This window comes from Streptomyces lancefieldiae, assembly GCF_031845825.1.
Lineage (GTDB): Bacteria > Actinomycetota > Actinomycetes > Streptomycetales > Streptomycetaceae > Streptomyces > Streptomyces lancefieldiae.
In genome coordinates this window covers 26,077-52,357 of the sequence record NZ_JAVRFH010000040.1, presented here as the reverse complement: position 1 = coordinate 52,357, position 26,281 = coordinate 26,077, and the positions used below count along the sequence as shown (strand labels likewise).

The 26,281-nt window shown below is 71.0% G+C and carries 37 protein-coding genes; 34 read left to right on the top strand and 3 right to left on the bottom strand.

Annotated features, from left to right (window positions below; translation table 11 throughout):
* The first annotated feature begins 111 nt into the window (after nucleotides 1-111).
* From RM812_RS30245 to RM812_RS30195, 11 genes are all read left to right on the top strand, one after another.
* Entirely contained in the window at nucleotides 112-423 is a 312-nt protein-coding gene (locus RM812_RS30245; protein WP_103543095.1) for a WhiB family transcriptional regulator, read from the top strand.
* Nucleotides 424-534: 111 nt separating this feature from the next.
* Nucleotides 535-894, top strand: coding sequence for a hypothetical protein (locus RM812_RS30240; RefSeq protein WP_311579355.1), 360 nt, complete (start codon nucleotides 535-537; stop codon nucleotides 892-894).
* Between the two features lie 240 nt (nucleotides 895-1,134).
* Complete coding sequence (locus RM812_RS30235) at nucleotides 1,135-3,003, top strand: DUF2637 domain-containing protein (RefSeq protein ID WP_311579352.1); 1,869 nt, start codon at nucleotides 1,135-1,137, stop codon at nucleotides 3,001-3,003.
* Between the two features lie 136 nt (nucleotides 3,004-3,139).
* Entirely contained in the window at nucleotides 3,140-3,688 is a 549-nt protein-coding gene (locus RM812_RS30230) for a hypothetical protein (protein ID WP_311579349.1), read from the top strand.
* The gene (locus RM812_RS30225) at nucleotides 3,685-3,888 is read left to right on the top strand and encodes a hypothetical protein (RefSeq protein ID WP_311579348.1); all 204 of its coding nucleotides are present in this window, start codon (nucleotides 3,685-3,687) and stop codon (nucleotides 3,886-3,888) included. The genes RM812_RS30230 and RM812_RS30225 overlap by 4 nt, the downstream gene beginning before the upstream one ends.
* Before the next feature lie 123 nt (nucleotides 3,889-4,011).
* Entirely contained in the window at nucleotides 4,012-6,657 is a 2,646-nt protein-coding gene (locus RM812_RS30220; protein WP_311579345.1) for a hypothetical protein, read from the top strand.
* A gap of 11 nt (nucleotides 6,658-6,668) precedes the next feature.
* Nucleotides 6,669-7,097 (top strand): conjugal transfer protein TraB, encoded by a 429-nt coding sequence (locus RM812_RS30215; protein ID WP_311579342.1) that lies wholly within the window; start codon nucleotides 6,669-6,671, stop codon nucleotides 7,095-7,097.
* Nucleotides 7,098-7,179: 82 nt separating this feature from the next.
* Nucleotides 7,180-9,483 (top strand): hypothetical protein, encoded by a 2,304-nt coding sequence (locus tag RM812_RS30210; protein WP_311579339.1) that lies wholly within the window; start codon nucleotides 7,180-7,182, stop codon nucleotides 9,481-9,483.
* A 39-nt stretch (nucleotides 9,484-9,522) separates the two neighbouring features.
* A complete protein-coding gene (locus RM812_RS30205; RefSeq protein ID WP_029380917.1) occupies nucleotides 9,523-9,711 on the top strand; it encodes a hypothetical protein in 189 nt (62 codons plus the stop codon).
* A gap of 43 nt (nucleotides 9,712-9,754) precedes the next feature.
* Nucleotides 9,755-9,946, top strand: a complete 192-nt coding sequence (locus RM812_RS30200; protein WP_311579334.1) for a hypothetical protein — start codon at nucleotides 9,755-9,757, stop codon at nucleotides 9,944-9,946.
* Nucleotides 9,947-10,032: 86 nt separating this feature from the next.
* Nucleotides 10,033-10,518 carry a hypothetical protein gene (locus RM812_RS30195; RefSeq protein ID WP_311579331.1) on the top strand — a complete coding sequence of 162 codons (486 nt, stop codon included), beginning with the start codon at nucleotides 10,033-10,035 and terminating at the stop codon, nucleotides 10,516-10,518.
* Between the two features lie 80 nt (nucleotides 10,519-10,598).
* On the opposite strand, the gene RM812_RS30190 is transcribed toward RM812_RS30195, so the two are convergent.
* Nucleotides 10,599-10,817 carry a hypothetical protein gene (locus RM812_RS30190; protein ID WP_029380831.1) on the bottom strand — a complete coding sequence of 73 codons (219 nt, stop codon included), beginning with the start codon at nucleotides 10,815-10,817 and terminating at the stop codon, nucleotides 10,599-10,601.
* Between the two features lie 93 nt (nucleotides 10,818-10,910).
* Here RM812_RS30190 and RM812_RS30185 point away from each other — a divergent pair, with 93 nt between their 5' ends.
* The 5 genes from RM812_RS30185 to RM812_RS30165 all read left to right on the top strand — a co-directional run bounded on the left by RM812_RS30185 (nucleotide 10,911) and on the right by RM812_RS30165 (nucleotide 16,158).
* On the top strand, nucleotides 10,911-11,693 hold the full coding sequence (locus RM812_RS30185; RefSeq protein WP_311579323.1) for a hypothetical protein: 783 nt from the start codon (nucleotides 10,911-10,913) through the stop codon (nucleotides 11,691-11,693).
* 257 nt (nucleotides 11,694-11,950) lie between these two features.
* Complete coding sequence (locus tag RM812_RS30180) at nucleotides 11,951-12,382, top strand: RRQRL motif-containing zinc-binding protein (RefSeq protein WP_311579320.1); 432 nt, start codon at nucleotides 11,951-11,953, stop codon at nucleotides 12,380-12,382.
* A gap of 94 nt (nucleotides 12,383-12,476) precedes the next feature.
* Nucleotides 12,477-13,586, top strand: coding sequence for a tyrosine-type recombinase/integrase (locus RM812_RS30175; protein WP_311579317.1), 1,110 nt, complete (start codon nucleotides 12,477-12,479; stop codon nucleotides 13,584-13,586).
* Nucleotides 13,583-13,906, top strand: a complete 324-nt coding sequence (locus RM812_RS30170; RefSeq protein ID WP_311579314.1) for a helix-turn-helix domain-containing protein — start codon at nucleotides 13,583-13,585, stop codon at nucleotides 13,904-13,906. The genes RM812_RS30175 and RM812_RS30170 overlap by 4 nt, the downstream gene beginning before the upstream one ends.
* A 1,181-nt stretch (nucleotides 13,907-15,087) precedes the next feature.
* Entirely contained in the window at nucleotides 15,088-16,158 is a 1,071-nt protein-coding gene (locus tag RM812_RS30165) for a hypothetical protein (RefSeq protein WP_311579311.1), read from the top strand.
* Nucleotides 16,159-16,213: 55 nt separating this feature from the next.
* Here RM812_RS30165 and RM812_RS30160 read toward each other — a convergent pair whose 3' ends face one another.
* Entirely contained in the window at nucleotides 16,214-16,831 is a 618-nt protein-coding gene (locus RM812_RS30160; protein ID WP_311579308.1) for a DUF6000 family protein, read from the bottom strand.
* A 353-nt stretch (nucleotides 16,832-17,184) separates the two neighbouring features.
* On the opposite strand from RM812_RS30160, the gene RM812_RS30155 reads away from it, so the two are divergent.
* A complete protein-coding gene (locus RM812_RS30155) occupies nucleotides 17,185-17,634 on the top strand; it encodes a DUF3885 domain-containing protein (protein ID WP_311579305.1) in 450 nt (149 codons plus the stop codon).
* On the opposite strand, the gene RM812_RS30150 is transcribed toward RM812_RS30155, so the two are convergent.
* On the bottom strand, nucleotides 17,616-18,128 hold the full coding sequence (locus RM812_RS30150) for a YrhB domain-containing protein (protein ID WP_311579301.1): 513 nt from the start codon (nucleotides 18,126-18,128) through the stop codon (nucleotides 17,616-17,618). The two genes, RM812_RS30155 and RM812_RS30150, sit on opposite strands and share 19 nt — an antisense overlap.
* 338 nt (nucleotides 18,129-18,466) lie before the next feature.
* Between RM812_RS30150 and RM812_RS30145 the strand changes: the two genes are divergently transcribed.
* From RM812_RS30145 to RM812_RS30065, 17 genes are all read left to right on the top strand, one after another.
* Nucleotides 18,467-19,024 carry a hypothetical protein gene (locus RM812_RS30145; RefSeq protein ID WP_311579298.1) on the top strand — a complete coding sequence of 186 codons (558 nt, stop codon included), beginning with the start codon at nucleotides 18,467-18,469 and terminating at the stop codon, nucleotides 19,022-19,024.
* A gap of 4 nt (nucleotides 19,025-19,028) precedes the next feature.
* Nucleotides 19,029-19,313, top strand: a complete 285-nt coding sequence (locus RM812_RS30140; protein ID WP_311579295.1) for a hypothetical protein — start codon at nucleotides 19,029-19,031, stop codon at nucleotides 19,311-19,313.
* Nucleotides 19,314-19,369: 56 nt separating this feature from the next.
* The gene (locus tag RM812_RS30135; protein ID WP_311579292.1) at nucleotides 19,370-19,831 is read left to right on the top strand and encodes a Pycsar system effector family protein; all 462 of its coding nucleotides are present in this window, start codon (nucleotides 19,370-19,372) and stop codon (nucleotides 19,829-19,831) included.
* Nucleotides 19,828-20,181, top strand: a complete 354-nt coding sequence (locus tag RM812_RS30130) for a hypothetical protein (RefSeq protein ID WP_311579289.1) — start codon at nucleotides 19,828-19,830, stop codon at nucleotides 20,179-20,181. The genes RM812_RS30135 and RM812_RS30130 overlap by 4 nt, the downstream gene beginning before the upstream one ends.
* A complete protein-coding gene (locus tag RM812_RS30125; RefSeq protein ID WP_311579286.1) occupies nucleotides 20,181-20,348 on the top strand; it encodes a pRL2-8 in 168 nt (55 codons plus the stop codon). Before RM812_RS30130 ends, RM812_RS30125 begins: the two co-directional genes overlap by 1 nt.
* A gap of 95 nt (nucleotides 20,349-20,443) precedes the next feature.
* Nucleotides 20,444-21,403: an ATP-binding protein gene (locus RM812_RS30120; protein WP_311579283.1), complete on the top strand. Its 960-nt coding sequence runs from the start codon at nucleotides 20,444-20,446 to the stop codon at nucleotides 21,401-21,403.
* Between the two features lie 89 nt (nucleotides 21,404-21,492).
* Nucleotides 21,493-22,338 carry a hypothetical protein gene (locus tag RM812_RS30115; protein WP_311579280.1) on the top strand — a complete coding sequence of 282 codons (846 nt, stop codon included), beginning with the start codon at nucleotides 21,493-21,495 and terminating at the stop codon, nucleotides 22,336-22,338.
* Between the two features lie 110 nt (nucleotides 22,339-22,448).
* Complete coding sequence (locus RM812_RS30110; protein ID WP_311579278.1) at nucleotides 22,449-22,949, top strand: hypothetical protein; 501 nt, start codon at nucleotides 22,449-22,451, stop codon at nucleotides 22,947-22,949.
* The gene (locus tag RM812_RS30105) at nucleotides 22,946-23,140 is read left to right on the top strand and encodes a hypothetical protein (RefSeq protein ID WP_270882822.1); all 195 of its coding nucleotides are present in this window, start codon (nucleotides 22,946-22,948) and stop codon (nucleotides 23,138-23,140) included. Before RM812_RS30110 ends, RM812_RS30105 begins: the two co-directional genes overlap by 4 nt.
* 14 nt (nucleotides 23,141-23,154) lie before the next feature.
* The gene (locus tag RM812_RS30100) at nucleotides 23,155-23,460 is read left to right on the top strand and encodes a hypothetical protein (RefSeq protein ID WP_311579271.1); all 306 of its coding nucleotides are present in this window, start codon (nucleotides 23,155-23,157) and stop codon (nucleotides 23,458-23,460) included.
* A 111-nt stretch (nucleotides 23,461-23,571) separates the two neighbouring features.
* Nucleotides 23,572-23,877, top strand: a complete 306-nt coding sequence (locus tag RM812_RS30095) for a hypothetical protein (protein WP_311579268.1) — start codon at nucleotides 23,572-23,574, stop codon at nucleotides 23,875-23,877.
* 90 nt (nucleotides 23,878-23,967) lie between these two features.
* Nucleotides 23,968-24,645: a GGDEF domain-containing protein gene (locus RM812_RS30090; RefSeq protein ID WP_311579263.1), complete on the top strand. Its 678-nt coding sequence runs from the start codon at nucleotides 23,968-23,970 to the stop codon at nucleotides 24,643-24,645.
* The gene (locus RM812_RS30085) at nucleotides 24,642-25,076 is read left to right on the top strand and encodes an ASCH domain-containing protein (RefSeq protein WP_311579260.1); all 435 of its coding nucleotides are present in this window, start codon (nucleotides 24,642-24,644) and stop codon (nucleotides 25,074-25,076) included. The genes RM812_RS30090 and RM812_RS30085 overlap by 4 nt, the downstream gene beginning before the upstream one ends.
* Complete coding sequence (locus RM812_RS30080; protein ID WP_311579258.1) at nucleotides 25,073-25,375, top strand: hypothetical protein; 303 nt, start codon at nucleotides 25,073-25,075, stop codon at nucleotides 25,373-25,375. The genes RM812_RS30085 and RM812_RS30080 overlap by 4 nt, the downstream gene beginning before the upstream one ends.
* Nucleotides 25,376-25,394: 19 nt before the next feature.
* Nucleotides 25,395-25,604, top strand: a complete 210-nt coding sequence (locus tag RM812_RS30075; protein ID WP_311579255.1) for a hypothetical protein — start codon at nucleotides 25,395-25,397, stop codon at nucleotides 25,602-25,604.
* Nucleotides 25,601-26,083 carry a hypothetical protein gene (locus RM812_RS30070; RefSeq protein ID WP_311579252.1) on the top strand — a complete coding sequence of 161 codons (483 nt, stop codon included), beginning with the start codon at nucleotides 25,601-25,603 and terminating at the stop codon, nucleotides 26,081-26,083. Before RM812_RS30075 ends, RM812_RS30070 begins: the two co-directional genes overlap by 4 nt.
* The gene (locus RM812_RS30065; protein WP_311579249.1) at nucleotides 26,083-26,274 is read left to right on the top strand and encodes a hypothetical protein; all 192 of its coding nucleotides are present in this window, start codon (nucleotides 26,083-26,085) and stop codon (nucleotides 26,272-26,274) included. Before RM812_RS30070 ends, RM812_RS30065 begins: the two co-directional genes overlap by 1 nt.
* Nucleotides 26,275-26,281: the final 7 nt, after the last annotated feature.

Below are 26,281 nucleotides of genomic sequence, written 5' to 3'. Positions count from 1 at the left end.
GCGCCGGGAGTTCCCGCACGCTCCGGCCATCCGGCCGCCACAACACGCAACAGCCCCGGGGCGGCCACCCCGGGGCTGTCTTCTCGCTCTTGGACCTTCTGGGAGGCCCTGATGAATCGCGACTCCATCGTACGCACCAGCTACGCCCCCGACGCCGACCTGCCGGTCAACACCAACTGGCGCGAGGACGGCGCCTGTACGCGGGAGGACCCCGAGCTGTTCTTCCCCATCGGCAACACCGGTCCGGCGCTCCTGCAGATTGAGGAGGCCAAGTCGGTTTGCCGCAGGTGCCCCGTGCTGGAGCGCTGCGCCTCCTGGGCGCTGGAGATGGGCGAGGCCCACGGCGTGTGGGGCGGCATGAGCGAGGACGACCGCCGCCGCATCAAGCGCCGCGCCGCCCGCAACCGCACCAAGGCCGCCTGATCCGGTCTGGCGGCTGCCTGATCCGCCCGCACCGGCCGCTGCACCACGGCGGCCGGGACGGGCTGTGACGGGGAGCCGGACAGCCCGGACCGACAGCCTAGGGAGGCCCTCATGGCCACGACGATGACCCCGCTCCAGCCCGGCACGGAAGCCGCCGCCCAGGCCGCCGCCTTCGCGATCTTCGGCAGCGACATTCCGCCGATCGACCCCGACGACTACGACGGCAGCTGGCGCACCACCCTCCACGTCATCGCGGAGGAGTGGGTGGGCGAGGGCCGCTTCGAGCGGCACGCCGCCCGCACCGCGACCGCGATCAACGACCTGCTGAACACCGAGAAGCTGTTCGGCGAGGGATCGCCCGAGGCGCGCGCCGCCGGTACCGCGCTCAAGCCGCTGATCGACAAATGCCGGATCTACGGCATCACCACCGACGACCTCCGCCGCCACGACGCGCAGCTCCACACGAGCTGACTTCGCGCCCGCCCGGCGGGAGCCGATCCCGGTTTCGAGCCCGCCCTGCGCCGCTTCGCGAGTACGGCCGCCCGCCCCCCGGGCCGCCGGCCTTTTCGCGCGTGCGGAGCGGGTAGAGCCGGTGTCCGGTTCGCAAGCAACCATCCGCACAACCGGCGGCTTCGGGAACGCCTCACCGCGTTTCGGGAGCAGCCCCCGCCGTTTCGCGCACGCCCTGAACGACCCCCTCCGGAGGCCCCCATGACGATCACCGACTGGCCGCGATCCGCGGCTGAGCCCGACCCCGACTCGGCTTCACCGGCCGCCGTTTCGGGAACGCCTGAGCCGGTTTCGCGGACGCCCGGCACCGTTTCGGAGAGGACGGAGTTCGTTTCGGAGACGGAAAGCGGAACCGGAACGAAGCCCTCCCCGGCGAAGCTGACCGGCACCCAGAAGTGGACGGCTGGAGCGATCGTCGCTGCCGCGCTCGCCCTCGCGGGCATCGGCCTGTACCTGTCCTTCGAGCACGTCGCGGTCTTCGCCTTCGAGCAGCTCCGCTTCGAATCGCTGGGCAAGGGCCAGCTGTTCGCGGTCGGCGTGGACGTCGGCATCATGGTCATGATCGCGGTCGACCTGCTGATGGCCTGGCTCAAGCGCCCCATCAGCTGGATCCGCTACCCGGTGTGGCTACTGACCGGCGCGACGGTCGTCCTGAACGCGGCCTCCGGGGCCCCGAAGGGGGCGTGGAAGCTGCTGGACTACGTTGCCGCCGGCGCCCACGGCGTCGTCCCGGTCCTTTTCATCACAGTGGTGGAGCTGGGCCGCGACGCCATCGACCGCGTTGTCCGCCCTGAGCAGGCCGAACGGGACTCGATCCCGTGGCTGCGGTGGGTGCTCGCCCCGGTGGCGACGGCCCGGATCTTCCGCCGGATGCGGCTGTGGGGCGTCACCTCCTACCCGGAGATGATCCGCCGCGACCAGGAGCTCATCGCCTACGAGCAGTGGCTCAAGCGCAAGTACGAGGGCGACATCACCAAGGCCACCGAGGACGAGCTGCTGCCGATGAAGATGGCCCCCTACGGCTACACCGTCGCCCAGGCCCTGGCCATGCCCGACGAACAGGAACAGGCAGCTCAGGAGCGTGCGGAGGAGGCCGAGCGCCGCCGCCTGGACGCGGAGACGCGCAGCGAGGTCGCCAAGGCGGAGTCCGAGGCAGAGCGGCTGCGCGCCAAGGCCAAGGTGGAGCTGGTCCAGGCGGAGGTCGACGGCCAGACCGGCCAGGCCCGCGCCCACGCCCGAGCCCAGGTCAGCGCCGCAGAGCGGGCCGCTGAGCTGGAGCAGCAGGCCCTCGACAACGCCGTGATCGCCGAAGCCCGCGCCCGCGAGGCGGAGGCGGAGCGCAAGGAGGCCCAGGAGCGCAAGGCGGCTGCCGCCGCCGACCTGGAGAAGGCCGAGCTCGAGCGGAAGGCCGCTGAGCAGCGCAAGGCGGCGGCCGAGGCCGACAAGGTCGCGGCGGCGGAGGCTGGCGCGATCGAGACCGAGCGGATCGCGCAGGCACGCCGGACGGCGGCCAAGGCGGACCTGGAGGCAGCCGAGCTGGAGCGCCAGGCCGCACAGAAGCGGAAGGAAGCGGCGGAGGCCGACCGGGTCGCCGCGGCGGAGGCACAGGCCATCGAGACCCAGGCCATCGCCGAAGCCCGCCAGGCCGCTGCCGAAGCCGACCGGCGTGCTGCCGAAACGGAGAGGGCCGCTGCCGAAACGCGGCGCGCTGCTGCCGAAGCCGACCGCAAGAAGGCGGAGGAGGAGCGCCGCCAGGCGGCCGCTCTCGCCGACATCGCGCGCTCCCAGAAGGAGGCCGCCGAAGCCGAGCGGGCTGCTGCCGAAACGCGTCGGGTCGCTGCCGAAATCGAGCGGCGCGCGGTCGAAGCCGAGGACGCCGCGAAGCTCAAGCCGCGCGAGCGCGCGGTCCGCAAGGTCGCACGGATGATCCTCGCCGTCGGCGGCGACGCCAACCAGCTGCCGCTCGCCGACATTCAGCGCGAGCTGGCGGTCACCTCGCCCGGCACTGCCTCGGAGTACCGCCAGGAGGCAGCCGAGCTGCTCGCCGGCGGATACCGCCCGGAGCAGTGACCTGCACCAACCGCGGTTTCGACGGTTCCACCGGCCCCCGAGACGAAGTCAGCGCCTCGGGAGCGCGGTGAAGGCGCCGAAACGCCACGACAAAGCCTCCCAGATCGCCCCCGCCCCGAGAAGGAGAACCCCACTCATGGATATCAACGCCCTGTTCACGGATGAGGGCCTGCGGGCTTTCACCGCCACCGTCCGCGACCAGCACGTTCGTGACGCCCAGCAGTACGGGCAGATCGCGGACATCGTGCGCCGGCGCCTGGAGCAGACGCCGATCGAGGGCGACCGCTGGATGTCCAAGAAGCTCCGCGCCTGGAAGGTGTCGCGGCAGCTCAAGGCCATGCAGAAAGCGTCCGGCGAGGCCGCGAGCAAGGCGGAGGCCCTGTACGCGACCTACAAGAACGAGGTCCTGGAGCTCCCCCAGCGTAGGGCGGCGGCGGAGGCCCGGAAGCTGGAGCGCAAGCAGGGCAGGCAGGCCGCCCTGGGTGCCGCCGTCGCCAAGTCCCTGGACAAGACGGTGACCGCGCTCAACACCCCCACCGAGCAGGCCCCGGGCGCGGTTCCGCAGGCGCGGCCGGCGGAGTTCGTGACCCCGGACAACCCCTGGAACCAGTGGCCGATGGCGGCCGGTGGTGAGCGGCCGACCAGCACGATCAACGACTACTTCGCGAAGGGAGAAGGGCAGTGACGACGCCTCGGCAGACGCAAAACCGCGCGAAGTTCTGGAACGCGCGGGTCGCCGAAGCCCAGAGCGACCAGGAGCGGGCCGGGGTCTGGTACGACGCGTGCCGGACCCTGGCCCGCCAGGCCGAACGCGACGGCAAGCCGAACCTGTGGCCCGCGCTCACCAAGACGCTCCACGACTTCTACAAGAACCACGGAGGGTGACGAAGTTCTTCTTCATCACCGCCTCCTCCTCGCCGCCTGGAGCACCCCAAGGCGCGCGCGTGTCGTGCGCGCGCGAGGGTGCCCCAGGCGGTGACCGTCTGTCAACTCCGAGAGGGAGACGTCATGGCCGACGACGACGGCCCGAACAACCTGATCCACTTCCCCCGCGTGGGCTACACAGCCCCGGCCGAACCCCCCGCGGAACCCCCTGCTTCGGCCCCGGCCGACGTGCCGTTCGCCGCCCCCGCAGACACCTCCCCGGCCACGCCCGAAGCGTTTGCACCCGCGACGCGGACCGACCCGATGGGCGTCATCGCGACCCTGCCCGAGCCTGGTCTCGGGGCCCCGTTCGCTGCCGACTCGGAGCCCGCCGCAGCCCCCGCCGCGGCGCCTGCGACGGCGGGCACGATGGTCCCGGCGACCTTCCGTTCGGAGGGCGCGCAGCCCGCCGCGCCGCGCCTGGGATCGCTGTCCCTGGCGGCGATCCTCGCGGTGTCCCTGGCGGCCATGCGCGGCATCCACTCCGCCGTCGCGGCGGGCCGGGCGAACCGGGAGCAGCGCGAAGCGGTCGCGAAGACTGCGAGCACTGCCAAGGACGGCTCCTCCAAGGACGGTTCGAAGAAGCAGGTACAGCCCAGCCACGAGTACGGCCGCAAGACCCTCCAGCGCGGCCCTGGCGGCCTGGGAGGCCGCTCCGGCGGCTCGGGTCCGGGCAGGTCCGGGCGGGGCGGCAGCGGGCCGTATAGCGGCTCGGGTGGCCGGGGGCGCGGCGGGTCGACGACCCGTTCGCCCAGCGGTTCCGGTGGCGGTGGTGGCGGGCGTGGACGCGGCCCGGGTACCGGCTCGGGCGGCGGTGGCCGCACCACCTCGCCGAACAAGAACAGCTCCGGGATCACCCCGCTCAAGCGCACCTCGCAGGGCGGCGGCGTGAACCTCAAGAAGAACCGCGGCCCCGGATCGTCCGGCGGCACGGGGGGCTCCGGAGGCGGCAAGGGCCCGAGCAACAGCGGCGGCGGAGGCGGGAAGAAGGACCGCGGCCCCGGCGGCGGCTCCGGCTCCTCCGGCGGCGGGTCCACCACGAACCGCAAGCGCGGCCCCGGAAGCACTGGGGCCGGGGCCGGCGGTTCGTCCGGCGGCCCGGGCAAGAAGCGCGGACCGGGCTCCGGGACGGGGACCGGCAAGGGAACGGGCCCCGGCACCAAGAGCCCCGGCAAGGGCACAGGTTCGGGCGGGAAGACCACGCCCGGCACGACCAGCCCGAAAGGGACCGGCACCGGCAAGGGCTCGGGGACCGGCCCGAAGAGCGGTACGAAGAAGTCGCCGCGCGGCACGACCGGCCCGTCCGGGATCCTGCGCAAGAAGCCCGGCACCACCACCTCCGGCACCGGCCCCAAGACGAAGACGAAGACGAAGGGGAAGGGCACGACCGGCCCTGGCGGCTCGGGTACGACGGCGCCCGGGAAGGGTGGCGGAGGCAAGAAGACGAAGGGCAAGACCGGCTCCCGCAAGGGCGGGACCGGCCCGGTGGGCCCGCTGCCCAAGACGCCGCGCGGGAAGTCCCGCAAGGGCAAGAAGATCACGCTCACGCCCGGGATCGAGCACGGCACGTTCGCGGCGACGGACAAGTACGGCTGCCGCTGCGGAAAGTGCCGGCGCTTCCAGCGCGAGTACAACCGCAAGGTCCTCGGGGCGATGAAGTCCGCCGCGCGCGGCCGGACCACCTTTGGCGAGGCGGTGCACGAGACCGCGAGCAAGCGGCTCAAGCGCCGCCGCAAGAAGATGGGCCCGCCCGTCGTGACGAAGGTCAAGGTCAGAAAGCCGAAGAAGAAAGCCGGCCCGAAGACCAAGACCACCAAGCCCGGCGGCACCACGAAGCCCGCCGGGCCTGCCGGAGCCGGGCCGACCAGCCCGGCCGCGAAGGCACCGACCCGCCGCACGCCCTGGTCCACGGCCAAGGCACGGGCCCGCAAGCGCGCCCGGATGCGCACCACCACGGTTCCCGGGCCCCGCCCGGCACCGACGACCGGCACGACCACACCGGCCCCGCCGCCTGGCCCGCCCGGTCCTCCGGCAGCTGCACCGGCCCCGGCCGCTGCGGTCGCCGGGGCCACCACCGCCCCGCCCCCGCCGGGCGGCGGCACGGTGCCCGGCACCGATACCGGCACGCCGCGCCTGTCGCCGTTCGAGGCGATGGGCATGGCGACGGCGGTGTCCGCTCCGGCTGGTCCCATCACGGTCGAGCGGGCCGACTCCCCCGGGTCCGGTCCGGCTACGTCCGGCGGGGGCCTTCCCGCCGGCACCTCGAGCACGAGCACGAAGGAGAACAGCGTGAGTGACGCCTGGCTGACGAAGTGGGGCAGCGGCAGCGTCGCGGACATGGACGCCCAGCACGAGACCGAGGTCACTCTCGACGACACGCTCGACGTCCTGGAGGAGCTCACCGGGCAGTCGTTCAAGGCGCACGAGACCTGCCGCAAGCTCTCCGAGAAGGCGCGGCAGATCCGGCACGAGCTGGACGAACTCGCCGCCGACCTGCGCTCCACGCACAACGTCATCGGCCGCATGACCGGCGCCGCGATGGCCAAGCTCGCGGAGTCCATGGAGCTGCTGGCCCGCAAAGCCGACGAGATGTCCACCAAGTCCCTGACGGCGGCGGAGCTCTCCGAGAGCGCGGAGAACGCGATGTTCGACGCCTACCGGCCCCTTCAGCAGGCCACCGAGGACGCGGGCCTGGCCGTGCCCGCCGCCCGCATCCACAACGAGAACTGAGAGGAGATCACGTGAGCGACAACCTCCCCGCCATCCCGGGCATGAACAACGGCGTCGTCAGCACCGGCAATGGCTTCCTCGCCCTGGCCGGCCGGACCGCCAAGCTCGCGGCCTCCGCCCTCTTCCTCAAGGAAGGCATGCACCTGCTCCGCTCCCACATGCAGGCCAACGCCAACGCGGCCATGCGCCTGTCGGAGATGTGCGGCCAGGCCGAAGTCGAGCCCCGGTTCACCTCGATGATCGAGGACACCTCCGCCGCCCTCACCGCGGTCGCGGAAGCGTCCGGAGAGATGGTCAATGCCGCCGACGCCGTCGACACCGACGCCCGCGGCTTCAACAACGCGCACGACCGGGAGTACCGCCCCGGCTACGAAGCCTCCAACGGCTCCGGCGTACGGCAGGCCAAGCCCGGCTTCTACCGGCGCACCGGCCGCCGCTGACCCACCCCACCCCCGCAGCAGGGGCCGTGCCCGCCGTGCAGGCCCGGCCCCTGCTGCCCCCTGCCCCTGAACGGAGGCTGTGTTGAGCACCATCGACCAGGCGGCGCCGGCCGCCGACACCACCAAGCGCGTCCCGGGCCACGTCATCTACCGGCGCGTCCTGGCCGAACGCACCTCCTACGCCCTCGCGGCCGCGGGTATGGCCGTCGGCCCGCAGCTGGACGACAGCGCCTGGTCCTACCTCGCCTCCGGCGGAGTCGGTCTGGGCACCCTCGCCTGGCTGTACGCGAAGACCAAGGACCCCGACCAGGGCCTGAGCGTCCTCACGCGGGCGCAGCGGGCGATCCCGTTCCTGACGGCCGCCGGCACCTACGTGGCGAACCTGATCACCCCCGGCTTCAACTGGTGGGAGGTCGTCGCCCCGGCCGCGTGGGCGTCCTTGATGGGCTGGATGGCGCCGCTCACCCGCAGCGCCGGCCTGGTCCTGGAGCTCACCGAGCACCAGGCGCAGCCCGGCACCGGTCCCGGTGAGCCGCTGACCTACACCGAGTTCCTCGCCGCGAAGTGGCAGCAGGCCACCGGCGACGGCACCCGGCTGGTGTCCATCACCCCGTACCGCGCCGACCGGCCCGACTTCGAGGCCGTCGTCGTCGCCCAGGTCGGGAAGGCGGTGCCCACCTTCACCGAGGTGCAGCTGGCTGCCGCGTTCGACTTCCCGGTCGGCACCGTGAAGATCCGCCCGATCCAGGGCTCCGGGCCCGGCCGGATGCGGCTGGTCGCCCGCCCCACCACCGAGGACACCGAGGCCGCCGCCGAAGGCATCCGCGGCCTGTGGGAGACCGCGGTCGCCGCCCCGGGCAAGGCCGCCCCCGGCGTCGACCTCATCGACTACCGGTGCGAGCCGCACCGCATCGTGCTGCTGGTCGCCTCCCCGCCGGGCAAGGAAATCCACCTGCCGCACACGGCGATCTGCTCCGCCTTCGGCATCGACGACCCCTCCCGCCTCGTCATCGAAACGGATGGAATTCGTATGGGCGTCATCTCCATTTACAAGACGAACCCGCTGATGAAGGTCCGCAAGGCCACCGTCGAAGACCTGACGATGGACTCCAAGGGCCGCGTCACCATCGGCGTCTGCCACGACGGCAAGCCCGCCCGGATGCGGCTGTGGGATCCCGGACAGGGCGCGCTGCGCGGCATCACCGCCGGCGTCACCGGCGCGGGCAAGTCCGTCCTGCAGAACCTGATCCTCGCCGCGGAGAAGAGGAGCGGCGTCGTCTCCTGGGTCGGCGACGTCCAGGGCGGCATGTCCCTCCCGGAGGCGGAAGGCCGCGTCGACTGGTTCGCCAAGGGCCCGGTGGAGACGCTCCTGATGCTCACGGCCGCGCACGCGGTCATGAAGTACCGCGAGCGGATCTCCAACGAGATGGGCCGCGGCGACTTCGCCCTCAACAAGCCGTGGCCGCTCATCAACATCACGCTGGACGAGATCAACCGGCTGCTGTCCCACCCGGACGAAGCGATGCGCAAGGCCACCGCCTACCTCATCGCCGACATCCAGAAGACCGGCCGCAAGGTCGGCATCGGCATCCGGCTCGCCGTGCAGTCCCTGCACCTCAAGGACCTCGGCGACGACGACGCGATCCGCCAGCAGGGCAAGGTCGGCGCGCTGTTCCTCATGCGCACCGCCTCCTCCTCCACCAAGGAGATGGGCCTGGACGGCATCGCCCCGACCGGCTTCCAAATGGAGAACATCCCCGCCCGGATCTACGAGAACGGGCAGATCGAGGCGCTGTTCTCCGGCAAGGACGACGAGGACGGCGAGTCCACCGCGGGCATGGCGTACATGTTCCTCGACGGCCGGGCGAAGTTCATGCGCACCTTCTTCGCGGAGAAGAAGGACGGGGTCTACCCCGACCTGATCGCCCTGTACGGCGAGGACCCGCCCACCGGGCTGACCGAGGGCGAGGCCAAGGCCGCGCAGGCCGGTGCCGCGATCTACGGCGTGCGGCACACCAACCCGTACGCCGACTGCGACACCCTCGCCCAGGCGTTCTCCGACGCACCCGGCAGCAAGCCGACGGCCGGCACCGCGGCCCCGGACACCGCTGCGGACACCGACGGCGACAGCGGCGAGGCACCCGCCCCGTTCGAGGCGCCGTTCGGCATCCCGTTCGGCGACAGCGGCCCCGACATCGGGGAGGAGCCCGGCCTCCAGGATCAGATCCTCGAACTGCTCGCCGACGGACCCAAGCAGCTCAAGGAGCTGCGCGCCGCGCTGCCCGGCTTCCAGCCCTCCAGCGTCAGCAACGCCTGCTCCCAGCTCAAGGCGAAGGGCCTGGCCATCTCGCGCAAGCGGGGCCTGTGGCAGCTCGCCGACAACTGACCCGCACCCACCACTCACTCACCGAAGGAACCGATACCCGTGGCCCTGTCGATCTCCCTGGTCCTCCTGCTCGGCATCATCGTCGTCATCCTGGTGCGCACCGGCTACCAGCGGATCATGCCGGGCATCGCCGTCTGCCTGTTCGGCTTCTTCCTCGCCAGCACCGGCATCGCCCCCACCATCACCAGCGCCGTGTCCTCCCTCACCGGTTGGATCAGCAGCTTCTGACCATCCCAAGCCCGTCCCACCGAACGAGAAGGAGAACCCGACGATGAACCGCCCCCTGGTCCTGGTGGTCGACGACGCCACCGACGTCCTCGCGGCCAGCCCCGAGGCCCGCGCCCTGGTCGACGAGCTGCTGCGCACCGGCCGCCAGGGCGGCCTGGTGGTCCGCTCCCACAAGCGCCGGCCGCTGCAGTACCCCACGCCCGACGCCCTCGAGGCCGCCGCCGATCAGCAGTAGCCCCGCCCCGCTCCCCTCGCCCCTGCGCCCTCCCCGCCACCACGGCGGGGAGGGCGCCCGCGTCTGCCCCCGAAACGGAGATCACCGTGGACTTCGACCACATCACCCGCCCGCTGTCCGACTCCGAGGCCAAGGCCGAAGCCGAGCGGATCATCGCCGAAGCGATGCGCCCCGAGCGGCACTTCCCGACGTCGTTCCGCGACGACACCCCGCTGCCCGCCTACGGCGACACCCCGCCCGAGAAGCAGGACGACAAGCGGATCGTCCCGGCCTGGGCGGCCGGGGTCGCGGTCGCCTCCATCGGCGTCGGCGCCGGCATCACCGGCGTCGGCTGCGGAGCCTGGCTCGTGCTCCAGGGCCTGGCCTCCGTCACGCTCTACGGCGTCCTCGTGGTCACCCTGCCGTTCGCGGGCGTCGCCATGGTCGCCACCGCGATCGGCGGCGCGTTCAGCAAGGCCCGCAAGTCCGTGTCGAAAACGGTCTACGAGGGCCCGGTCGTACAGAACACGCAGATCAACAACACCAGCAACCAGCGCGGGATGTTCTCCCGCACCCGCAACGACATCCGCTGAGTCCGGGCGCCCTGCCTCGTATCCGACACCCCGCCACGACGGCCGGGCTCGGGTGCGGGACAGGCCGTCCGGCCTCGCGGTCAGTCGTAGTCGATCCAGATACGGCCGTGGTCGTCGACCTCGGCACCCCGGATCTGCCCGTCGACGATCGCGCCGTTGATCGTCACCTCGACGTCGTAGTCCACGTCGATCCACAGCACGCCGTCGTCGTCGGTGAACGCGGGCCAGATCGTCCCGTCCGTGTCCACGACCTCTTCGAAGACGACTTCCTCCGGCTCATCGCGGGTGAACCACCCCATCGCAGCGCCTCCCCTCTCTCCCAGGCCCGTCGCTCACAGCTTGGCCCACTCGCACGCTCCGTGAACACCACATCGACAACAAGGAGTTGCCCCGTGCAGTCCAACGACAACACCGGCCCCGGCCGCCAGGAGCTCGCCTACCTCCCCGTCCCGCTCCCGAAGGAGCCGGCCAAGCCGTCACGCCTCGCCGCACTGCGCGAAGCACTGCGCGACTGGTGGGACCGCGCCTGGGACATCGACGGCGTGCTGTACGACATGTGGGACGACGTCCTCAGCGCCCCCGACGACGGCCTGCGCCACATGGCGCCCTGGCTGCGCGCCGTCCTCATGGTCGCCGGGGTCTCCTTCATCGTGCTGATGGCCAAGGGCGCCGGCGAAGTCCTCCTCCAGGCCCTGCACCAGATCCTCACCGCCGTGCCCAAGGTGCAGGTCGGCGTCGACACCTCCAACGGCGTCGCCGCCGTCGTCGACCAGCCGGTGCGCACCTACATCGCCCAGCACTCCACCGGCCTCCCGGTCGCGGCCTCCACCGTCTACACGCTGTGGCTGCTCACCGGCATCACCGGCCTGCTCCTCGGCTTCCTCACCCGCAACAACGGAGTGCGCGCGATGTGGACGGCATGGGGCGCAGCCACCGTGTTCATGGTCTGGACGGCCACCCCGGACACCAGCCGCCCCGTCGCGGCCGGCCTCGCCGCCCTCGCCTGGACGCTCCTGTCCGCGGTCGCCCTGCGCGGCCTGACCCTGCGCCGCCGAGTCATCGGACGCCCGGCCAAGGTCAGCGTCCGGCCCGAGATCCACATCCCGGTGCCGTACCCGGTCCCGGCCGAGCCCGCCGAACAGCACCCGCACAGCAGCTGCCCCTTCCGGGACTGACCTTCCGGTCGCTCCGCCTGGTCCTCGCCCACCCCACTCGCGGGTGGGCGAGGGCTGGACAGGCCGACCGGCCGCCTCGCACCACGCCCCGCCGACGAACAGCCGGCGGGCGCGGCGCTTGCTGTCCACCGACATCAGGAGGAACCGCTCGTGCTCATCCCCCGCCCGCGCCGCCGGACCGGCCGACCCCGCCCGCAGCGTCCCGGCCCCCGCTACCCGCAGCGCCCCGCCCGGCTCCCCGGCACCTGGAGCAGGTGATGCCCCGCCCCCGGAAGAAGCGACGCCGCGAGATCACGAAGGTGCCGCGCAGCGACGCGATGCTGCCGGAGTACGACCGGCGCGCTTGTCCCGAGGGCCTGGTCACCCGGCGGCAGTTACGGGAGAAAGGGCTGAGCCCCGGCGGACACGGCCCGGTTGCGGTCCTGCGCTGCAAGGCGTGCGCCTACCGGCCCGACCAGGCGTGCATCCATCCCACCCGGGCCTGGCTCTACAGCGTGGAACTCGCCCGGCCCAAGCGCGTGCCGACGCTCGCGCAGGAATGGGCGCTGGACAGGGCCATGGCCGCGAGGTCCACGTGCCCGCAGTGCGGGCGCCGGTATTCCTTCTGCCTCCAGGCTGCCGTATTGCATCCAATGCAACACATCTCGCACTGCGCCAACTCGCTGAGCTGCAGTTGGTGCCCAGGTTAGCGTCGGCTCGGTGGTTGGTTGGGATGCGCTGACCTGGCACCCGTTACCGACTCAACGATGATGCGTTAGATGCATCGTGAGTGCTGTCGTAGATATGCCTGGAGCCGCGCGCCTGGTCCTCGCCGACGGAGTCGTGCACCTGGACCCCGAACCCGCAGTCCTGGAAGCGATGTTGGAAGGCTGGGCACTGCAGCAGCGCACGCGTTTCTTAAGGGACACGACGATCAACCCCCGGATCGCGCTGGTCCGTCGACTGGCCCGATTTACCAATGAGTACCCGTGGCAGTGGGACCCCGCCGAGGTGGAGGCATTCTTCGACGATCTTCGTACCCGGCGCCCTGGCAGGCCGCTGGCGGTGTCGACCGCACGGAACTACCAGAACGACCTTCGGCTGTTCTTCGACTACATCACCGACGCCCGCTACGGCTGGCCGTCCACATGCAACGAGCGATTCGGGCGGGCTCCGGTCCAGCTCCTGCACGAGTGGAACACGGTCACCCACACCAGCGAGTACGAGGGAGCCGCCGAACGTCGTCCGCTCACCTATGACGAAGTCCAGGCCCTTTTCGACGCCGCCGACGGTCGTGTCGAGGAGATCCGCGCACGACGGCGCAAGGGTTCGCTCGCGGCCCTTCGCGACGCCATGGTCTTGAAGACGGTCTACGCCTTCGGCCTGCGGCGCCAGGAAGCCTGCGGCCTGGACCTGTGCGACCTGCGCCGAAATCCCAAGGTCGCCGACTACGGCCGTTTCGGAGCGATCTTCGTCCGCCACGGCAAGGCCTCCAAGGGCGGGCCCCCCAAGCGCCGCAGCGTTCTGACCGTCCCGGAGATGGACTGGATCGTGGACGTTCTGGACCAGTACGTCAGCGAGGTCCGCCCCGCCTTCGTGCCTGGCAAGCACCCGGCATTCTGGATCACCGAGCGCCGCGACCGGATGTCCCTGAGACGGCTGAACGACGCCTTCGAGACAGCGCGCCAGGCCGCCGACCTGCCCGCGGAGCTGGACCTGCACTCGCTTCGGCACAGCTACGTGACCCATCTGATCGAGTTCGGTTATCCAGAGAAGTTCGTCCAGGACCAGGTCGGCCACGCCTACGCCAGCACCACGGCCATCTACAGCCACGTCTCGGACGAGTTCCGAAACCGGCTGCTGCGACGCTCACTGCAAGCCCGGCACGGCGATCTATGGGGGCAGGAAACGTGATCAGGAAGATGGGCATCGACTGGCAGCTTCGGATCCGGATGGCGGAGAAGGGCATGTTCCAGACCACGGAACTCGTTCCGCTGCTGGCCGAACGCGGCGTGCATCTGTCACGTGAGCAGGTGTTTCGTCTCGTGACCCAGACACCGCAACGGCTGTCCATGGACACGCTCGCCGCGCTGTGCGACATCCTCGCGTGTGAGCCCAACGACCTGATCCAGGTGGAGGTCGCCAACGCTGAGGTGCGCAAGACCGCCGGCGAGCAGACAGCGCCCCGGCCGCAAGCGCGTCGCACGACGATCCGGCGCCCAGGCCCGGAATGACCGCTCCTCTCCGCCTCGACGACGCACATCGACAGGTCGTCGCCCACCTGACCGCCCGGCTCACGGGGGTGACCGGCGAACAGGCAGCGCAGGCACTGGAGCGCGGGAAGATCACAGCACGTTCCTGCGTCGCCCTTGCCCGCCATTTCCAGGATCACCCAGACGCCCTGACGAATCCGGGCCCGACACCTCCGCAGAATCTGGTGCGGCTCGCGCATGCCCTGACGGCTGCCGGACACGGCCCGGTCACCATGCCGACCTGCGCCGGCTGCGGAAAGACCTCGCGCCAACTCACCCATCGCCTCCCGGCCGGACACTGCTGTTCGGCCTGTGCTCGTCGAGTGCGGCCGCCGAAAACCTGCTCAGGCTGCGACCGACAGATGAAGATCAACGCCCGGGGCCCCAACGGGCCGCTCTGCGGCACCTGCTACGGCAAGCACGTTGCCACCACCTGCGGGCAGTGCGGGCGCGTACGCCGCGCGACCTACCGCATGCCCGACGGCAGTGTCCGCTGTCAGGGGTGCCACCCACGCCCCGAGCGCACCTGCGTCGGGTGCGGAGCTCAAGCCCCAGTCCAAGCGATCTCGGCGGACGGTCCCGTCTGCCGGCGCTGCTACCGACAACCCCAGCGCCGCTGCGGCAGCTGCGGAGAAGTACGCACGGTCGACCGGCGCGGTGGCGACGGCAGGCCCGATCTGTGCTCCCGCTGCTATCACGCTCCGCCGGTCGCCTGCTCCTCCTGCGGCCGGCTCCGGACCTGCGCGCGCAGGGTGGCGGGCAAGCCGTTCTGCCAGAGCTGCTGTCCCCGCCCTACAGGCCCATGCGCACGCTGTCTCCACGACCGTCCTGTCCATGCCTACTGGCCGATGGGCCCGATCTGCAAACACTGCTACGCGGCAGTGCGCGCACGTCCCGGCGCCTGCGCTCAGTGCCAAGAGCGACGTCCACTCATCGGTTCCACCGAAGCAGGGGCCGGCATCTGCGGGCCCTGCGCCGGAGTCGATCTCACCTACGCGTGCCAGCGCTGCGGCACGAGCGACAGGATCTTCCGCGAGCAGTTGTGCACCCACTGCTTCGCCACGAAGCACCTGGCCGAAGCTCTCGGTGGACAAGACACAACGGTCCCCGCGCAGCGGCAGAACTTCCACTCGGCTCTCACCACCGCAGGACACCCCCGCAGAGTGGCGCATTGGCTGACCCGCGCCGGAGTGCCCGCCCTCCTGTCCCAGCTAGCCATTTCCGATGAGGAGATCACCCACCAACAGCTCGATGATCTCCCCAACACGCCGACCACTCGCTACATCCGCGACGTCCTCGTTGTCGCCGCGGTGCTGCCGCCACGAGACGAACGATTGGAGGCCCTGCCCCGCTGGGCGGACGCCCTCTTGGCCCAGGCACCGCTCCCCCAGCGGCAGCTCGTCACCCCCTTCACTCATTGGTATCTGCTCCACCGCATCCGCTGGGCCCACCGGCACCGCCCGCTACGCGCCAGCGCACAGCACCAGATGCGATCGCGACTGCGCCGGGCCCTGGAACTGCTCGACTGGCTCGACGAGCACGGCACCGCGCTCGGGGAACTCACACAGCCAGAACTCGAGATGTGGCTGGAGGAAGGGGCTGTAGAACGTCGTGAGGTGCGTGCCTTCGTCACCTGGGCGCGAGGTCGGGGCCTTGTCGGCGAGCTCGTTGTTCCCCGGGCACGCATCGCCGCCCCCAGCGTCTTCATGACGGACGAGGAGCAGGCCGAGCAGCTGCACCGGTGTCTCGGCGACGATTCTCTGCCTCTCGATGTTCGTACGGCTGGCGCTCTGACGCTCCTCTTCGGGCTGCAGCACACCAAACTGCTCGAACTCACCGTGCGCGACGTCATAGACGACAACGCGATGGTGGCGCTCAACCTCGCAGGCCATCGTCTTCCGCTGCCGCCCGAAGTCGCCCGGTTGGTCCGTGCGCAACGCGACCAGTGCCACGCACGCTGGCAACTCGATCAGACAGCCAGCACAACACCGTGGCTGTTCCCCGGCCAGGAGCCCGCCCGCCCCCTCGGAGCCACCTACCTCAATCTGAAGCTCCGCCGACACGGCATCGCGCCCCGCGCCGGCCGCAACAACGCTCGTCTCGCACTGGCCACAGACCTACCGGCGTCCGTCCTCGCCGACTTCACCGGCACCAGCATCAGCAACGCCACCCGCTGGACCGGATACGCCAGACGCGACTGGCTCGACTACATTGCGTCCCGCACACAGATCTGACCGCTCCTCCGGGCGGCGGCCATGGTCCAGAGAGAGCACCACGAGATGGGGGCGGTCATAGAGCCTCGGCGCATTCCTCGACGAACGCGCAAAGCCGACGAATGAGGCTCAAGAAGGAGGGGGTGGGGTCCGAGTCGTCCTGCATGTGAGGTGCATCCTGGAGCCACTGCTGCCACAGGCCCCCCGGTTCTCGGAAGCGGTCGGCTTGACCACCGCCAAGGTTCAGGTCGATGAACTGGAGAGCGCCCATGACAACGGTCTGGTCGTATGCGAGGTCAGGGCGGCGGAGGTAGCGATCAAGGTAGGCGGCGAGCAGATCAGCGTCGCGCGCCATTCCAAAACTGGCCAGGGCTACGCTGTAGGCCAGCCCAGCGCAGCAGACCTCGCTGGCCAGCAGGAGTTCCCCGAGGCGCTCACGGAACTCGGTCCGGCGGGAGACAGCTACGAGCCAAGCCGCAGTTCGTCGTTCGCGCCAGCCGCCCTCAAGAAGCTTGGCGATCTCATCTGCGGTGATGAGTCCCGCGTCCTCACGGAGATCTCGCATGAATCGGTCGCACTCAGGACTTTGCATGCGCAGCAAGCTGCCGCCGAGCTTCAGATAACGCCGCTCGGGCGTGACATAGCGGCGAACCAGAACCAGCAACTCGGCATCGTCACGAGGATCGCGTATCACACGGCTGATCTTGCCTTGCTGGTGCAGAACGAGGCCATCCCATTCTTGCGCTCCTCGTCCGCCGCCCTCACCGGCACCAGCGCGACGGACTGGACGAAATTCGTCAAGCGCGACTGGACCGGGCCGCATCAGCAGCCCGCGAAGTGACAGCTGAGAAGTCGGTTTCCCTCGGGGGTGAGCCCCGGCATCATGGTCGTCGGTGAGTCCATACGCGAGAGGGGCGAGTGCGGCGGGTGTCTGGAGACGGGCAGGCGGATTTGACGGAGCTGTGGCAGCAGCGTTGGCCTAGTTGCCCTCCGGTTGGGTACAAGCTCCGTGACCCGTATCGGGACGTTTGGGTACGTTTTCACAGCTTGCCAGAGTCGAAGTGGTACGCGGACGACGAGAGCGAGTACACCGTCGTCCTGGAGCGTTACAACACCGTCCTCGATGAGTTGTTCGCCGGTGCGGACGTGTACGTGATCACTCCGCTGTGGACGACCGAAGCCGAGGTTCCGTCATTGCAACCCGTCACGGGTTATTGGCAGAGCTTGCTGGTGGAGGACGATCCTGACCCTGAGTTCCGCACGTACTGCCACCTCTTCGCCGCCCGCCGGCTCTGGCGGCGAGGCTGCATCGACGAGTCGCTCCGAGACATCGCCGACGACAAGGTGGCGGGCGTTCTCATCACCGACACCCGGATGCAGCGCATCCATCACCCCTACGACGGTGGCGCCGACGTCTTCCTCGCTACGTCCGAGGAACGGGACCGGGTGCGCGATCGGCATGCCGACTGGCTTTCCCGTCATCCGTCGGGTCTCTGATCGGTTCGGATCACTGCTCCACTCGAAATGGTCCTCACCGCAAGTACCGGGTTGAGAGGCTCCACGAGTTCCTTGGTGGCGACGGCCACGAGGCGCGCGGGCGCATCACCGTCCAGCAGGGCGCTCACGTACTCGATGGCCTCCGCAGGCGAGAGCATCGGCAGCCGCTGGCGCAGTGTCCGCACAGCGTGCATGCGTCCGTGTGTAGCGGCGAATCCGCAGAGCGCATCGCGCAGGTCGTCTACTGCAGTGTGGACCGGCAGCCCACGTATTCGGGCCCGGTAGTCGTTCTCCCACTCCCCGGTTACCGCGGAGACGCCGCCGATCTGGTGTAGTCCCCCGTCGACGCGGTCCACCAGGTACGGCCCATTGCCGACCAGCATGTACTTCGAGTTCCGAGTGCTTGCGAACTCCTCGGACTGCCAGGAGACGATCCACACCAGCTCGTGCTCCTCGACACGGACCACAGCCATCCTCACCGCGTCCGTGCTCACAGCCCGCTATTGCTGATAGTCGCGCTCCAGCTGTTCTTCGACAGCCCGAACGGCGGCTTCTCGCTCGATCACGCGTGCAGCATCCCGTACGGGCCCGGTTTCGACCAGCGAATTCCCACGGCTCAGGGCCACGCAGAAGGGCCAACGAACCTTCTCGCCCAGGAATACGGCAGCTGCGGAACAAGTGCTCTGCGCCAGTACCGCTGCGCACCCAGGGCCGCTGCGACCCCTGCGGCAAGGGCTACGAGCCCAGCCCCGACACGTACTTCGCTTCCACGGCCCCGGTGCCCCACCGGCTGGCCGCCTGAACAACGACCCTCCCGAAGGAGAAGTCACCGATGCTCAGCAGCCTGTTCACCCGCCGCCCCGCCGCGTCGGACCCGGACCTCTTCTGGACGCCGCCGGGCACCACCGTCGTCCAGCGCTACCGCAACACCCTCGGACCGCTGGAGGGCGCGATCGTCCTCGTCTACACCTCCGCCAGCGACCGCAGCTCCGCCTACGCCGCCGCGTGCCTGGGCTGCACCTACCGCGCGGCCCGCAACGACCACCGCGCCCGGCTGGGAGAGGCGGAAGCTGCCGACCTCGCCAACACGCACGCCGCCCACTGCCGGGCGATCAACCGGGGCCTCCCGGCGATCTCCGACGACGACACCGCCGTGAAGATCGTGCGCAACCGCTTGGGGAAGTTGCGCCCGTACGGCCCCTCGGCATACCCGGTGCGCCTGACCGACTTCCTCGAGGACCGCGTCGACCTCCAGCGCGACGACGACTTCATCAAGCAGGCGATGTTCGAGATCGCCCGGACCGATCGCAGCTTTCTCAAGGCCGCGCCCGCGTACAGCGGCGACACCGGCACCCGGTTCCTGCTCCAGCCGCCCCCGCCCCGGAAGTGACGCAGTGCGCCCCCGTACGGCCGTGCTCCTGGCGGCCGTCGTCTCGGCATCGGTCGGCACGGCGGCCGCCGTCCTTAAGGCCGGTCACTGGCGGCTGCACGCCGACCAGCACCGCATCGAGCTGACGCCCCGGCCCCTCCGCTCCTGTCCCGACTGCCGGGGCACGGGCGGTTGGTGGGTCGGCGGCGCGAACCCGGAGATGGAGTCGTGCGGCTGCTGGGTGAACCGGCCCGAGCTGCGTATCCGCCTCCTGCCCGTCCCGGCCTGGCCGGACGAACCACCGTTCTGACCCCTGCCGGGCGGGCCGCGTGGTCCGCCCGGCAACGACAAGGAGATGCAACGCCCATGACCTCCACGGTCACCTCTCCCGGCATCGACAAGAACTTGGACACCGCCTGCGCCTCGGTCACAGGCGAGATCAGCCGCACGGACGGCAAGTCGTCGTTACTGCTCGCCTTCAACGGCGCCGTCCTCGCGGGCCTCGCGTCCGTCGCCGACAAGGACCTGCCCCTGTTCACCAAGGTGTTCGGCGCGAGCGCCGTCCTCGCCCTGGGCGCAGCCGCCGTGCTGCTGCTCCTGGTCGTCCGTCCCCGCCTCAGCGGCGCCGACCGCGGGTCCTTCCCGTACTGGGCACGTCTGGACGAAGACGAGATCCGCGCCTGCATGGACGGCGACACCCGAGCCGCCCGCATCCGGGTCCTGTCCATCCTCGCCGTACGGAAGTTCACCCACCTACGGCGCGCGGTCGACCTGTCGCTCGCCGCCCTGGTCCTGCTCGTGCTGGCCGCCGCTGGACTCGCGCTGTGACGGCGGCCGTAACCCGCACGCGCCTGGAACGCGTCCGCGCCTCGGTCGGGATCGCCTCGCTGGCCCTCCAGCAGATCGAGGACGACCTTCGCGCCGCCGACGTCGACCAGGAGGAGCTCGCCGCGATCCTGCGCGAGCTCATCGAGGACACCGACCCGCCCGGCGGGTTTATGGCGGCCGTCGCGCAGCTGCTCACCGCCGCCGCGTGTCGTGCCGAGCAGGTCGAGCCGGACCGTGACGGCGACGCCTCGTGCCCCCTGCACGAGGCCGCCGCCCTGATCACCGACGACGCCGGGCAGCGCCTCATCTGGGCTGCCCGCGCCCTTCACCCCCAGCAGGGAGACATCTGATGGCGAGCGCGAAGGCGACGAACCCGCCCCGAGGGGAGTGCACGCAGTGCTGGTTCCACGCGTACGCCAGCCGCGAGGCCCACGCCGGGCTCGGCCCGCGTGAGGACTGCCCGCAGTGCGTGGACCACATGAAGAACGGCCACCCCGACCACATGATCGTCCGCTGACGCCACTGCGCGAAGCCACCACCCTGCTCACCGCCCACGCCGGAAAGTGCCCCATCCGGGCTGCCCGGCGTCCCTCACCCGCAAGGAGAGTCCGCATGACCGAGCTGACCTACCCCGAGATGCCCGAGCACAGCCTGGTGGTCCTCATCGGCCCGTCCGGCGCCGGGAAGTCCACGATCGCGCGCACCTGGCCCGCCTCGCAGGTGCTGTCCCTGGACGCGCTGCGCGAGGTCGTCAGCGACGACGCGGGCGACCAGGACGCGACCGGCGACGCGGTCGCCGCCCTGCATCTGCTCCTGGAGGCGAGGATGCGCCGCCGGCTGTTCACGGTCGTCGACGCCACCAACGTCACCCGGGCCGCCAGGGAGCCGCTCATTGCCGCAGCCACGCGGCACGACATGCTGCCCATCGCGGTCATGGTCGCCACTCCCGGCAGCGTCTGCATGGAGCGGCAGAGCCCGCGGCCGGCCAACCGCACGGTCCCGGAGGCCACGGTCATCAAGCAGCGCCAGGACATGGTCGCTTCGCACCGGACCCTCAAGGCGGAGGGCTTCCGCGAGGTCGTCTTCTCCGACAGCCTCTACCGGCTGCTGCCGTTCCTGGAGCGGTTGAGCGATGCCCGGCAGGCCGACCTCGGACTGGACGGCGGCCCCGGCCTCGGTGAGCTGAACCTCGTATCCCGGGTGTTCGGCGAGGAGATCCTGCCGCTGTGGCAGTGGAAGCCCGGCTCGAACGTCGCCGACGGTGACCGCGTCGCGGAGATCCGCCTCGGTCAGCAGTACCTCACTCTCGCCCTGCGCACCGACGTCGACGGTGAAGGCGACTACGGGTTCGACGTGCTGGTGCCGTGCCCGCACGACGACGAATGCATCGGCCGGGCCTGGGTGCCCGCCTACAGCGTCACCTGCCTGTTCCGCGCGCTCAACGGCGACCTGGACGACGACGAGGACATCGTCTGCACCGTCCACGGCCCGAACAACGGCGACGACCAGGACGACGACCCCGAGGGCCGCGCCGACCTTGAGGCGCAGTACGCGGACGCGGTCCGCGCGTGAGGCGTACCGCCGTCACGCCGAACACCCCCACCCCACAGGGCGCCGGGCACGCCCGGCGCCCGCCGTCTTCCCAGGAAGGACACCCCGTCATGGGCATCACGATCACGAACACGTACGGCACCGCACACCACGTCAGCGACACCAACCCGGCCCACGTCACCAGCTGCGACTACTACCGGCTCCCCCTCGTCGGCACCATCGCCCCCGGGAACCCCGGCTACGAGGACATGGTCGACATGCTCAAGGAGAACGGCCACGACACCCGCCCCGAGGGATACGGGCTGATCTTCCTGGAGTCCGAGGAGTACTCCGCCACCTACTTCGGGTCGATCGAGCAGATCGAGCAGTACAAGCACGAGAACACCGACGGCAAGGCGACCTTCGACGCCTCGCAGGGCGTCCTGTACGCCCAGTGGCCCCACGGCAAGGGCTGGGACGACTTCCTCCCCCGCACCTTCTGGAACGTCAAGGCCCGCGGCGGCATCGCGGACGGCGTCGGCCTCGTCACCGCCTTCGCGCACACCGAGATCCCGGGCGCGGAGGTCGTCGTCTTCGAGTTCGAAGGCAAGTGGCTTCCCGACAGTGAGCCGCAGCAGCTGGTCACCTACCACTGCACCGGCTGCCACCTGGACACCTTCCACTACTGCGGGCACGTCCACGAGAACACCGGCCCCAGCAGCCGCCGCTGGGCCGCCCGCCAGGCCCGCCAGCACATCATCAGCGCCCACCGGCACGGCGTCGGCGACAAGCACAGCGCCTGCCGCCCCAACAGCGGCGAGATGCTGCGCGCCGTGAACGCGGTCGCCCGCGACGTGTGGGGCACCCCGGGCAACGCCCTGCCGGACACCGACGACGCGTTCTGCGCCACCAAGGGCCCCTGCTCGATCATCCGCGAGCTGCGTGCCGGAGTCCGCCCGCCCGTCTACCGCGCCTGACGGACGCTCCGTGCCGCCCCGGCCTCTCCGTACGACGGAGGCCGGGGCGGTCGCGGTGGTCCCTCAAGCAGCCAAAGCCCCGGGACCAGGACCAGAGAGGGATGGACGTCATGCCGAACCAGCAGGCTCACCGTGGAAGGAGCGCGCAGCCGGACCGGACGGACTGGCAGCTCGCCCAGGAGTACCTGCACCGCGCCCGGTACGCCGACAGCGCCCGCCTCGCTGAACTGTTCACCGACGAGGAAGCCACCCGGGCCACCGCGTACCTGGCCGCCCAGCTCCCCGACGCGGACCGGCTGACCGCCATTGAGGCCCGGCTGAAGGCCGTTCCCGGCGGTTGGCGGCAGAGGGGCGGTGACACCGGCGTCATCGAGGACGGCGACGGCCGGCCTGTCGCCGTCCTCGGCACCAGCGGCGCCGAACACCTCCCGCTGGGGGAGTTCGTCGCCGCTGCCCCTGCCGACACCGAGTGGCTCACTCAGCAGCTGCGGCGGGCGTGGGCGCAGCTGAACAGGCTGCGGGACCGGATCGACGACGCCGGAAGCCTCATGCACATCCACCACGTCGCCACGGCCATCGACTACGTCCCCGGCTCGAGGGAGACGGAATGAGAGCCCAGCCGCCGCACCCCCACCCGCTCACCCCGGCCGACCTCCCGGCCGGAGACGACTGGTGGCACGGCTGCCCGGACTGCCCCCTGCCCATCCAGGGCGGGGCCGCCGGCCTCGCCGCGCACCGCCGCACGGTCCACACCCACACCGGAGACCCCCGGCGCCCCATCACGATCCAGCTCGACTACTGACAAGGAGGCCCCTCATGGCCACCCAGACCCGCACGGACACCTTCGCCGCGCTCCGCGACTGCTTCGCCGCCGACCTCGCCGCCCTCATCGGCGACCAGGCGCCGCGCGGCACCACGCCGAACGCGTTCATCGACCTGGTCGAAGAGGTCCGCGACGTCCTCGCCACGTCCAGCATCGGCACCTGGCGGGAGGCCAGCGAGGAACTGGACCGCGCCGTCGGTCACCTCACCGACGCACTGACCAGCACGGACGGCGACCAGGCGTCGCTGCTGGCCTGGGCGCGCACCCACCTGCGCGACGCCGTCACGACGGCCAGCTGATCCCCGCCTTCGAGTTGAGCGCACTTTGTGCCGCCCCGGACCCCGCACCCGCCGGGGCCGGGGCGGTCGCAGTGGCCCCTCAACCACGAGAGCGAGAGGAGATGGGTCGTCATGCCGCACCGCGAGGTCTATGAGGTCGACGTCCCGATACACCACACCAGCAACCCGGCCCTGCGGGGCTTGCACGTCTTCGCCGGCGAGGCGGACTCCCGCAGTACAGCCCTGCGACGCGCCCACGAGGTGTACGACGCGACGCTCGCCGCGCGGCAGGCCGGACTGGAGATCCCCGGCCAGCAGCCGGACAGCTGGACCGCGCACGGGCTGCGACCCGGCTGGGAGCTCGACTGGCTCGCCGCGAAAGCCGGCCCCTGGAAGAGCCCCTACAGCTGGACCACCCGCAGCGACTTCGAGCTGTAGCTACGCCCCGGGACGGACGACACGGCGTCCAAACCAACCGCCCGTCCCGGGCCCACCCAACCCGTACGAGACGAGAGGGAGATCCCCAGTATGGACTCCGTCCTGCGCGTTCAGGGCCGGATCGGCCCGCGCACCCTCCTGATCACCACCGCCGCGCTGCCGCTGACCGGCTGGACCGTGCACGCCGTCGCGCTGCACCGCCGACTCGCGGCGACCCGCAAGGATCCGCTGACCGGCCTGCTGCGCCGCGACGCCTACACCGCCCGCGCCCGCCGGCTCCTGGCCCGCCACGGCGCCAACACGGCCGTGGTCCTCATCGACCAGGACCACTTCAAGGCCGTGAACGACACCATGGGTCACGCCGCCGGCGACGCCGTCCTGGCCGCCACCGCCGCCCGGCTCACCGCGTGGGCGGGCCCGCGCGCGGCCGTGGGCAGGCTCGGAGGCGATGAGTTCGCCGTCGTCCTGGAGCTGCCCGCCGCCCGCACGGAGCAGCGCCTCGCGCAGCTGATCCGGATGCTGCACACGCCGGTCGTCCTCGAGGACGGGCGCACCGTCGCCGTCGCCGCCTCGGTCGGCGCCGCGACCCCGGCCGCGGTCGGCTCCCGCGACCTGAGCCTGTTGCAGCGGACCGCCGACGCCGCCCTGTACGACGGCAAGCACTCCGGGCACGCGATCGTCGCCGACGCCGCGCACGTCGCGGTGCCGTCCGTCAACGGACGCCGGGCCGGCCGTCCGGGCACGGCCGTGTGGGGGCGAGCCGCATGAGCCTCGCGACCCTGCCCGAGGGCGACTGGATCCGCGGCATCAGCATCAGGCAGCCGTACGCGGCCTGCATCCTCGCCGGTGCCAAAACCATCGAGAACCGTCCCGGCCGGTGGCGGACCGGCTGGGTGCTGCTGCACACCAGCAAGACCATCGACCAGCCCGCCCTGCGCATCCCGCTGATCGGCCGCACCATCCGCGGCCGCCAGCTGGTCACGGGAGCGGTCGTCGGCGTCGCCCGGATTACCGACTGCCACCAGGACCCCGAGGGAGCGCCGCTCTGCTCGCAGTGGGCACACCCGGGCGCCTGGCACCTGGTCCTCGACGACGTCCAGGAGCTGCCGGTCCCGGCACGCGGGCAGGACGTGCCCTGGAAAGCGTCGCCGGACCTGCTGGAGCGCGTTTTCCAGCAGCTGCCCAACTTCCGGCCGTGACCCGCAGGGGACGCGAGAAGGAGAAGCCGTCGTTCGAGCCGGGCCTGATCCCGGCTCCCGGCCACCTTCTCGTCTGGCGTGACAGCCAGCACTTCGACCGCTGGCAGGACCTCCCCTGCACGCTGTGCGGCCAGCCCACGCCCATGCGCTCCCACGCCGGCGAGCCCGTGCACAAGGCATGCGCGGAGGACTGGATCACCGCCAACCCCGTTGAGGCCCGCCTCGGGCGGTTCGCCTCCGACCTCACGCCGAAGCCCACCTCCAAGTCGAAGTCCAAGGGCCAAGGCGACCACTCCTGACCTCCACCTGGAGGACCCCATGAGCAGCACCGACCGCGACGTCGACCACGCCCTCGCCTACCCCGAGCCGCCCGCCTCCCCGCTCTGGCACCGCCACGGCGGCGCGACGGCCCGCCCGCTCACCGACGCCCAGAAGCGGCGCAACCGCGAGCTGCTGGACATCGCCCAGCGCACCACCCGACCCCGCTCCCCTCGCCCCACCGAGACCCTGGCGGAGGCCCACTCATGACCACCAAGCACTGCACCGTCGACGGCTGGGTCGACGTGCCACCGGCCCCCGGCCCGCGCGGCACCGCCACCTTCGACCTGGTCGTCCGACCTGACGACCCGGATACCGTCGCCAAGGACGCCCCCGACACGATCGTGTCCTGCACCAGCGAGACCGCTCGGATCACGCACGAGCTGCTGAACGGCATACAGCCCAGCGACCTGGTCCGTGTCACCGGCACCCTGGTCCAGCCACCGTCGCCCGGCGAGCCCGCCCGGCTCACCGTCGACGCCCTGGAGGTCCTGGACACCGCGCTGGTCCCGATCCTGCGGGACATGGTGATGGACCGGTACGGCGACTACTGCGTCATCTTCAACGCCGACAGCGACGCCGTGCCCGTCTTCACCGCGCTCGGGCAGTGGGTCGGCCTGGCGGACAACCCCGACGCCATCGCCACCCTCATCGACATCCACGAGCGCGTGAACGGCGGCGACGCCTGATGACCACCTCCGACACCAGCACGCCGTCCCGGACCGTCCTCGAGCGATTCCCCGCCGGAAGCCCCCGCGGCTCCTGGCCGGCCGAAGAGTACGCCGCCGCCCAGCGCGCCCAGGGCCAGCCGGACGCCCGGGTCGTGATGGACCTGCGCACCGACCAGTTCCTCGTGGTCACCGACACCACCACCCAGTAGCACCACC

Bases quoted from the DNA above. Each gene is read 5' to 3' on its own strand.
- RM812_RS30240 (WP_311579355.1), top strand. From the start codon at position 535: ATGGCCACGACGATGACCCCGCTCCAGCCCGGCACGGAAGCCGCCGCC.
- RM812_RS30065 (WP_311579249.1), top strand. From the start codon at position 26,083: ATGACCACCTCCGACACCAGCACGCCGTCCCGGACCGTCCTCGAGCGA.
- RM812_RS30175 (WP_311579317.1), top strand. From the start codon at position 12,477: ATGCCTGGAGCCGCGCGCCTGGTCCTCGCCGACGGAGTCGTGCACCTG.
- RM812_RS30115 (WP_311579280.1), top strand. From the start codon at position 21,493: ATGGGCATCACGATCACGAACACGTACGGCACCGCACACCACGTCAGC.
- RM812_RS30200 (WP_311579334.1), top strand. From the start codon at position 9,755: ATGAACCGCCCCCTGGTCCTGGTGGTCGACGACGCCACCGACGTCCTC.
- RM812_RS30070 (WP_311579252.1), top strand. From the start codon at position 25,601: ATGACCACCAAGCACTGCACCGTCGACGGCTGGGTCGACGTGCCACCG.
- RM812_RS30100 (WP_311579271.1), top strand. From the start codon at position 23,155: ATGGCCACCCAGACCCGCACGGACACCTTCGCCGCGCTCCGCGACTGC.
- RM812_RS30245 (WP_103543095.1), top strand. From the start codon at position 112: ATGAATCGCGACTCCATCGTACGCACCAGCTACGCCCCCGACGCCGAC.
- RM812_RS30075 (WP_311579255.1), top strand. From the start codon at position 25,395: ATGAGCAGCACCGACCGCGACGTCGACCACGCCCTCGCCTACCCCGAG.
- RM812_RS30235 (WP_311579352.1), top strand. From the start codon at position 1,135: ATGACGATCACCGACTGGCCGCGATCCGCGGCTGAGCCCGACCCCGAC.
- RM812_RS30120 (WP_311579283.1), top strand. From the start codon at position 20,444: ATGACCGAGCTGACCTACCCCGAGATGCCCGAGCACAGCCTGGTGGTC.
- RM812_RS30125 (WP_311579286.1), top strand. From the start codon at position 20,181: ATGGCGAGCGCGAAGGCGACGAACCCGCCCCGAGGGGAGTGCACGCAG.
- RM812_RS30135 (WP_311579292.1), top strand. From the start codon at position 19,370: ATGACCTCCACGGTCACCTCTCCCGGCATCGACAAGAACTTGGACACC.
- RM812_RS30110 (WP_311579278.1), top strand. From the start codon at position 22,449: ATGCCGAACCAGCAGGCTCACCGTGGAAGGAGCGCGCAGCCGGACCGG.
- RM812_RS30190 (WP_029380831.1), bottom strand. From the start codon at position 10,817: ATGGGGTGGTTCACCCGCGATGAGCCGGAGGAAGTCGTCTTCGAAGAG.
- RM812_RS30105 (WP_270882822.1), top strand. From the start codon at position 22,946: ATGAGAGCCCAGCCGCCGCACCCCCACCCGCTCACCCCGGCCGACCTC.
- RM812_RS30095 (WP_311579268.1), top strand. From the start codon at position 23,572: ATGCCGCACCGCGAGGTCTATGAGGTCGACGTCCCGATACACCACACC.
- RM812_RS30230 (WP_311579349.1), top strand. From the start codon at position 3,140: ATGGATATCAACGCCCTGTTCACGGATGAGGGCCTGCGGGCTTTCACC.
- RM812_RS30085 (WP_311579260.1), top strand. From the start codon at position 24,642: ATGAGCCTCGCGACCCTGCCCGAGGGCGACTGGATCCGCGGCATCAGC.
- RM812_RS30145 (WP_311579298.1), top strand. From the start codon at position 18,467: ATGCTCAGCAGCCTGTTCACCCGCCGCCCCGCCGCGTCGGACCCGGAC.
- RM812_RS30180 (WP_311579320.1), top strand. From the start codon at position 11,951: ATGCCCCGCCCCCGGAAGAAGCGACGCCGCGAGATCACGAAGGTGCCG.
- RM812_RS30220 (WP_311579345.1), top strand. From the start codon at position 4,012: ATGGCCGACGACGACGGCCCGAACAACCTGATCCACTTCCCCCGCGTG.
- RM812_RS30090 (WP_311579263.1), top strand. From the start codon at position 23,968: ATGGACTCCGTCCTGCGCGTTCAGGGCCGGATCGGCCCGCGCACCCTC.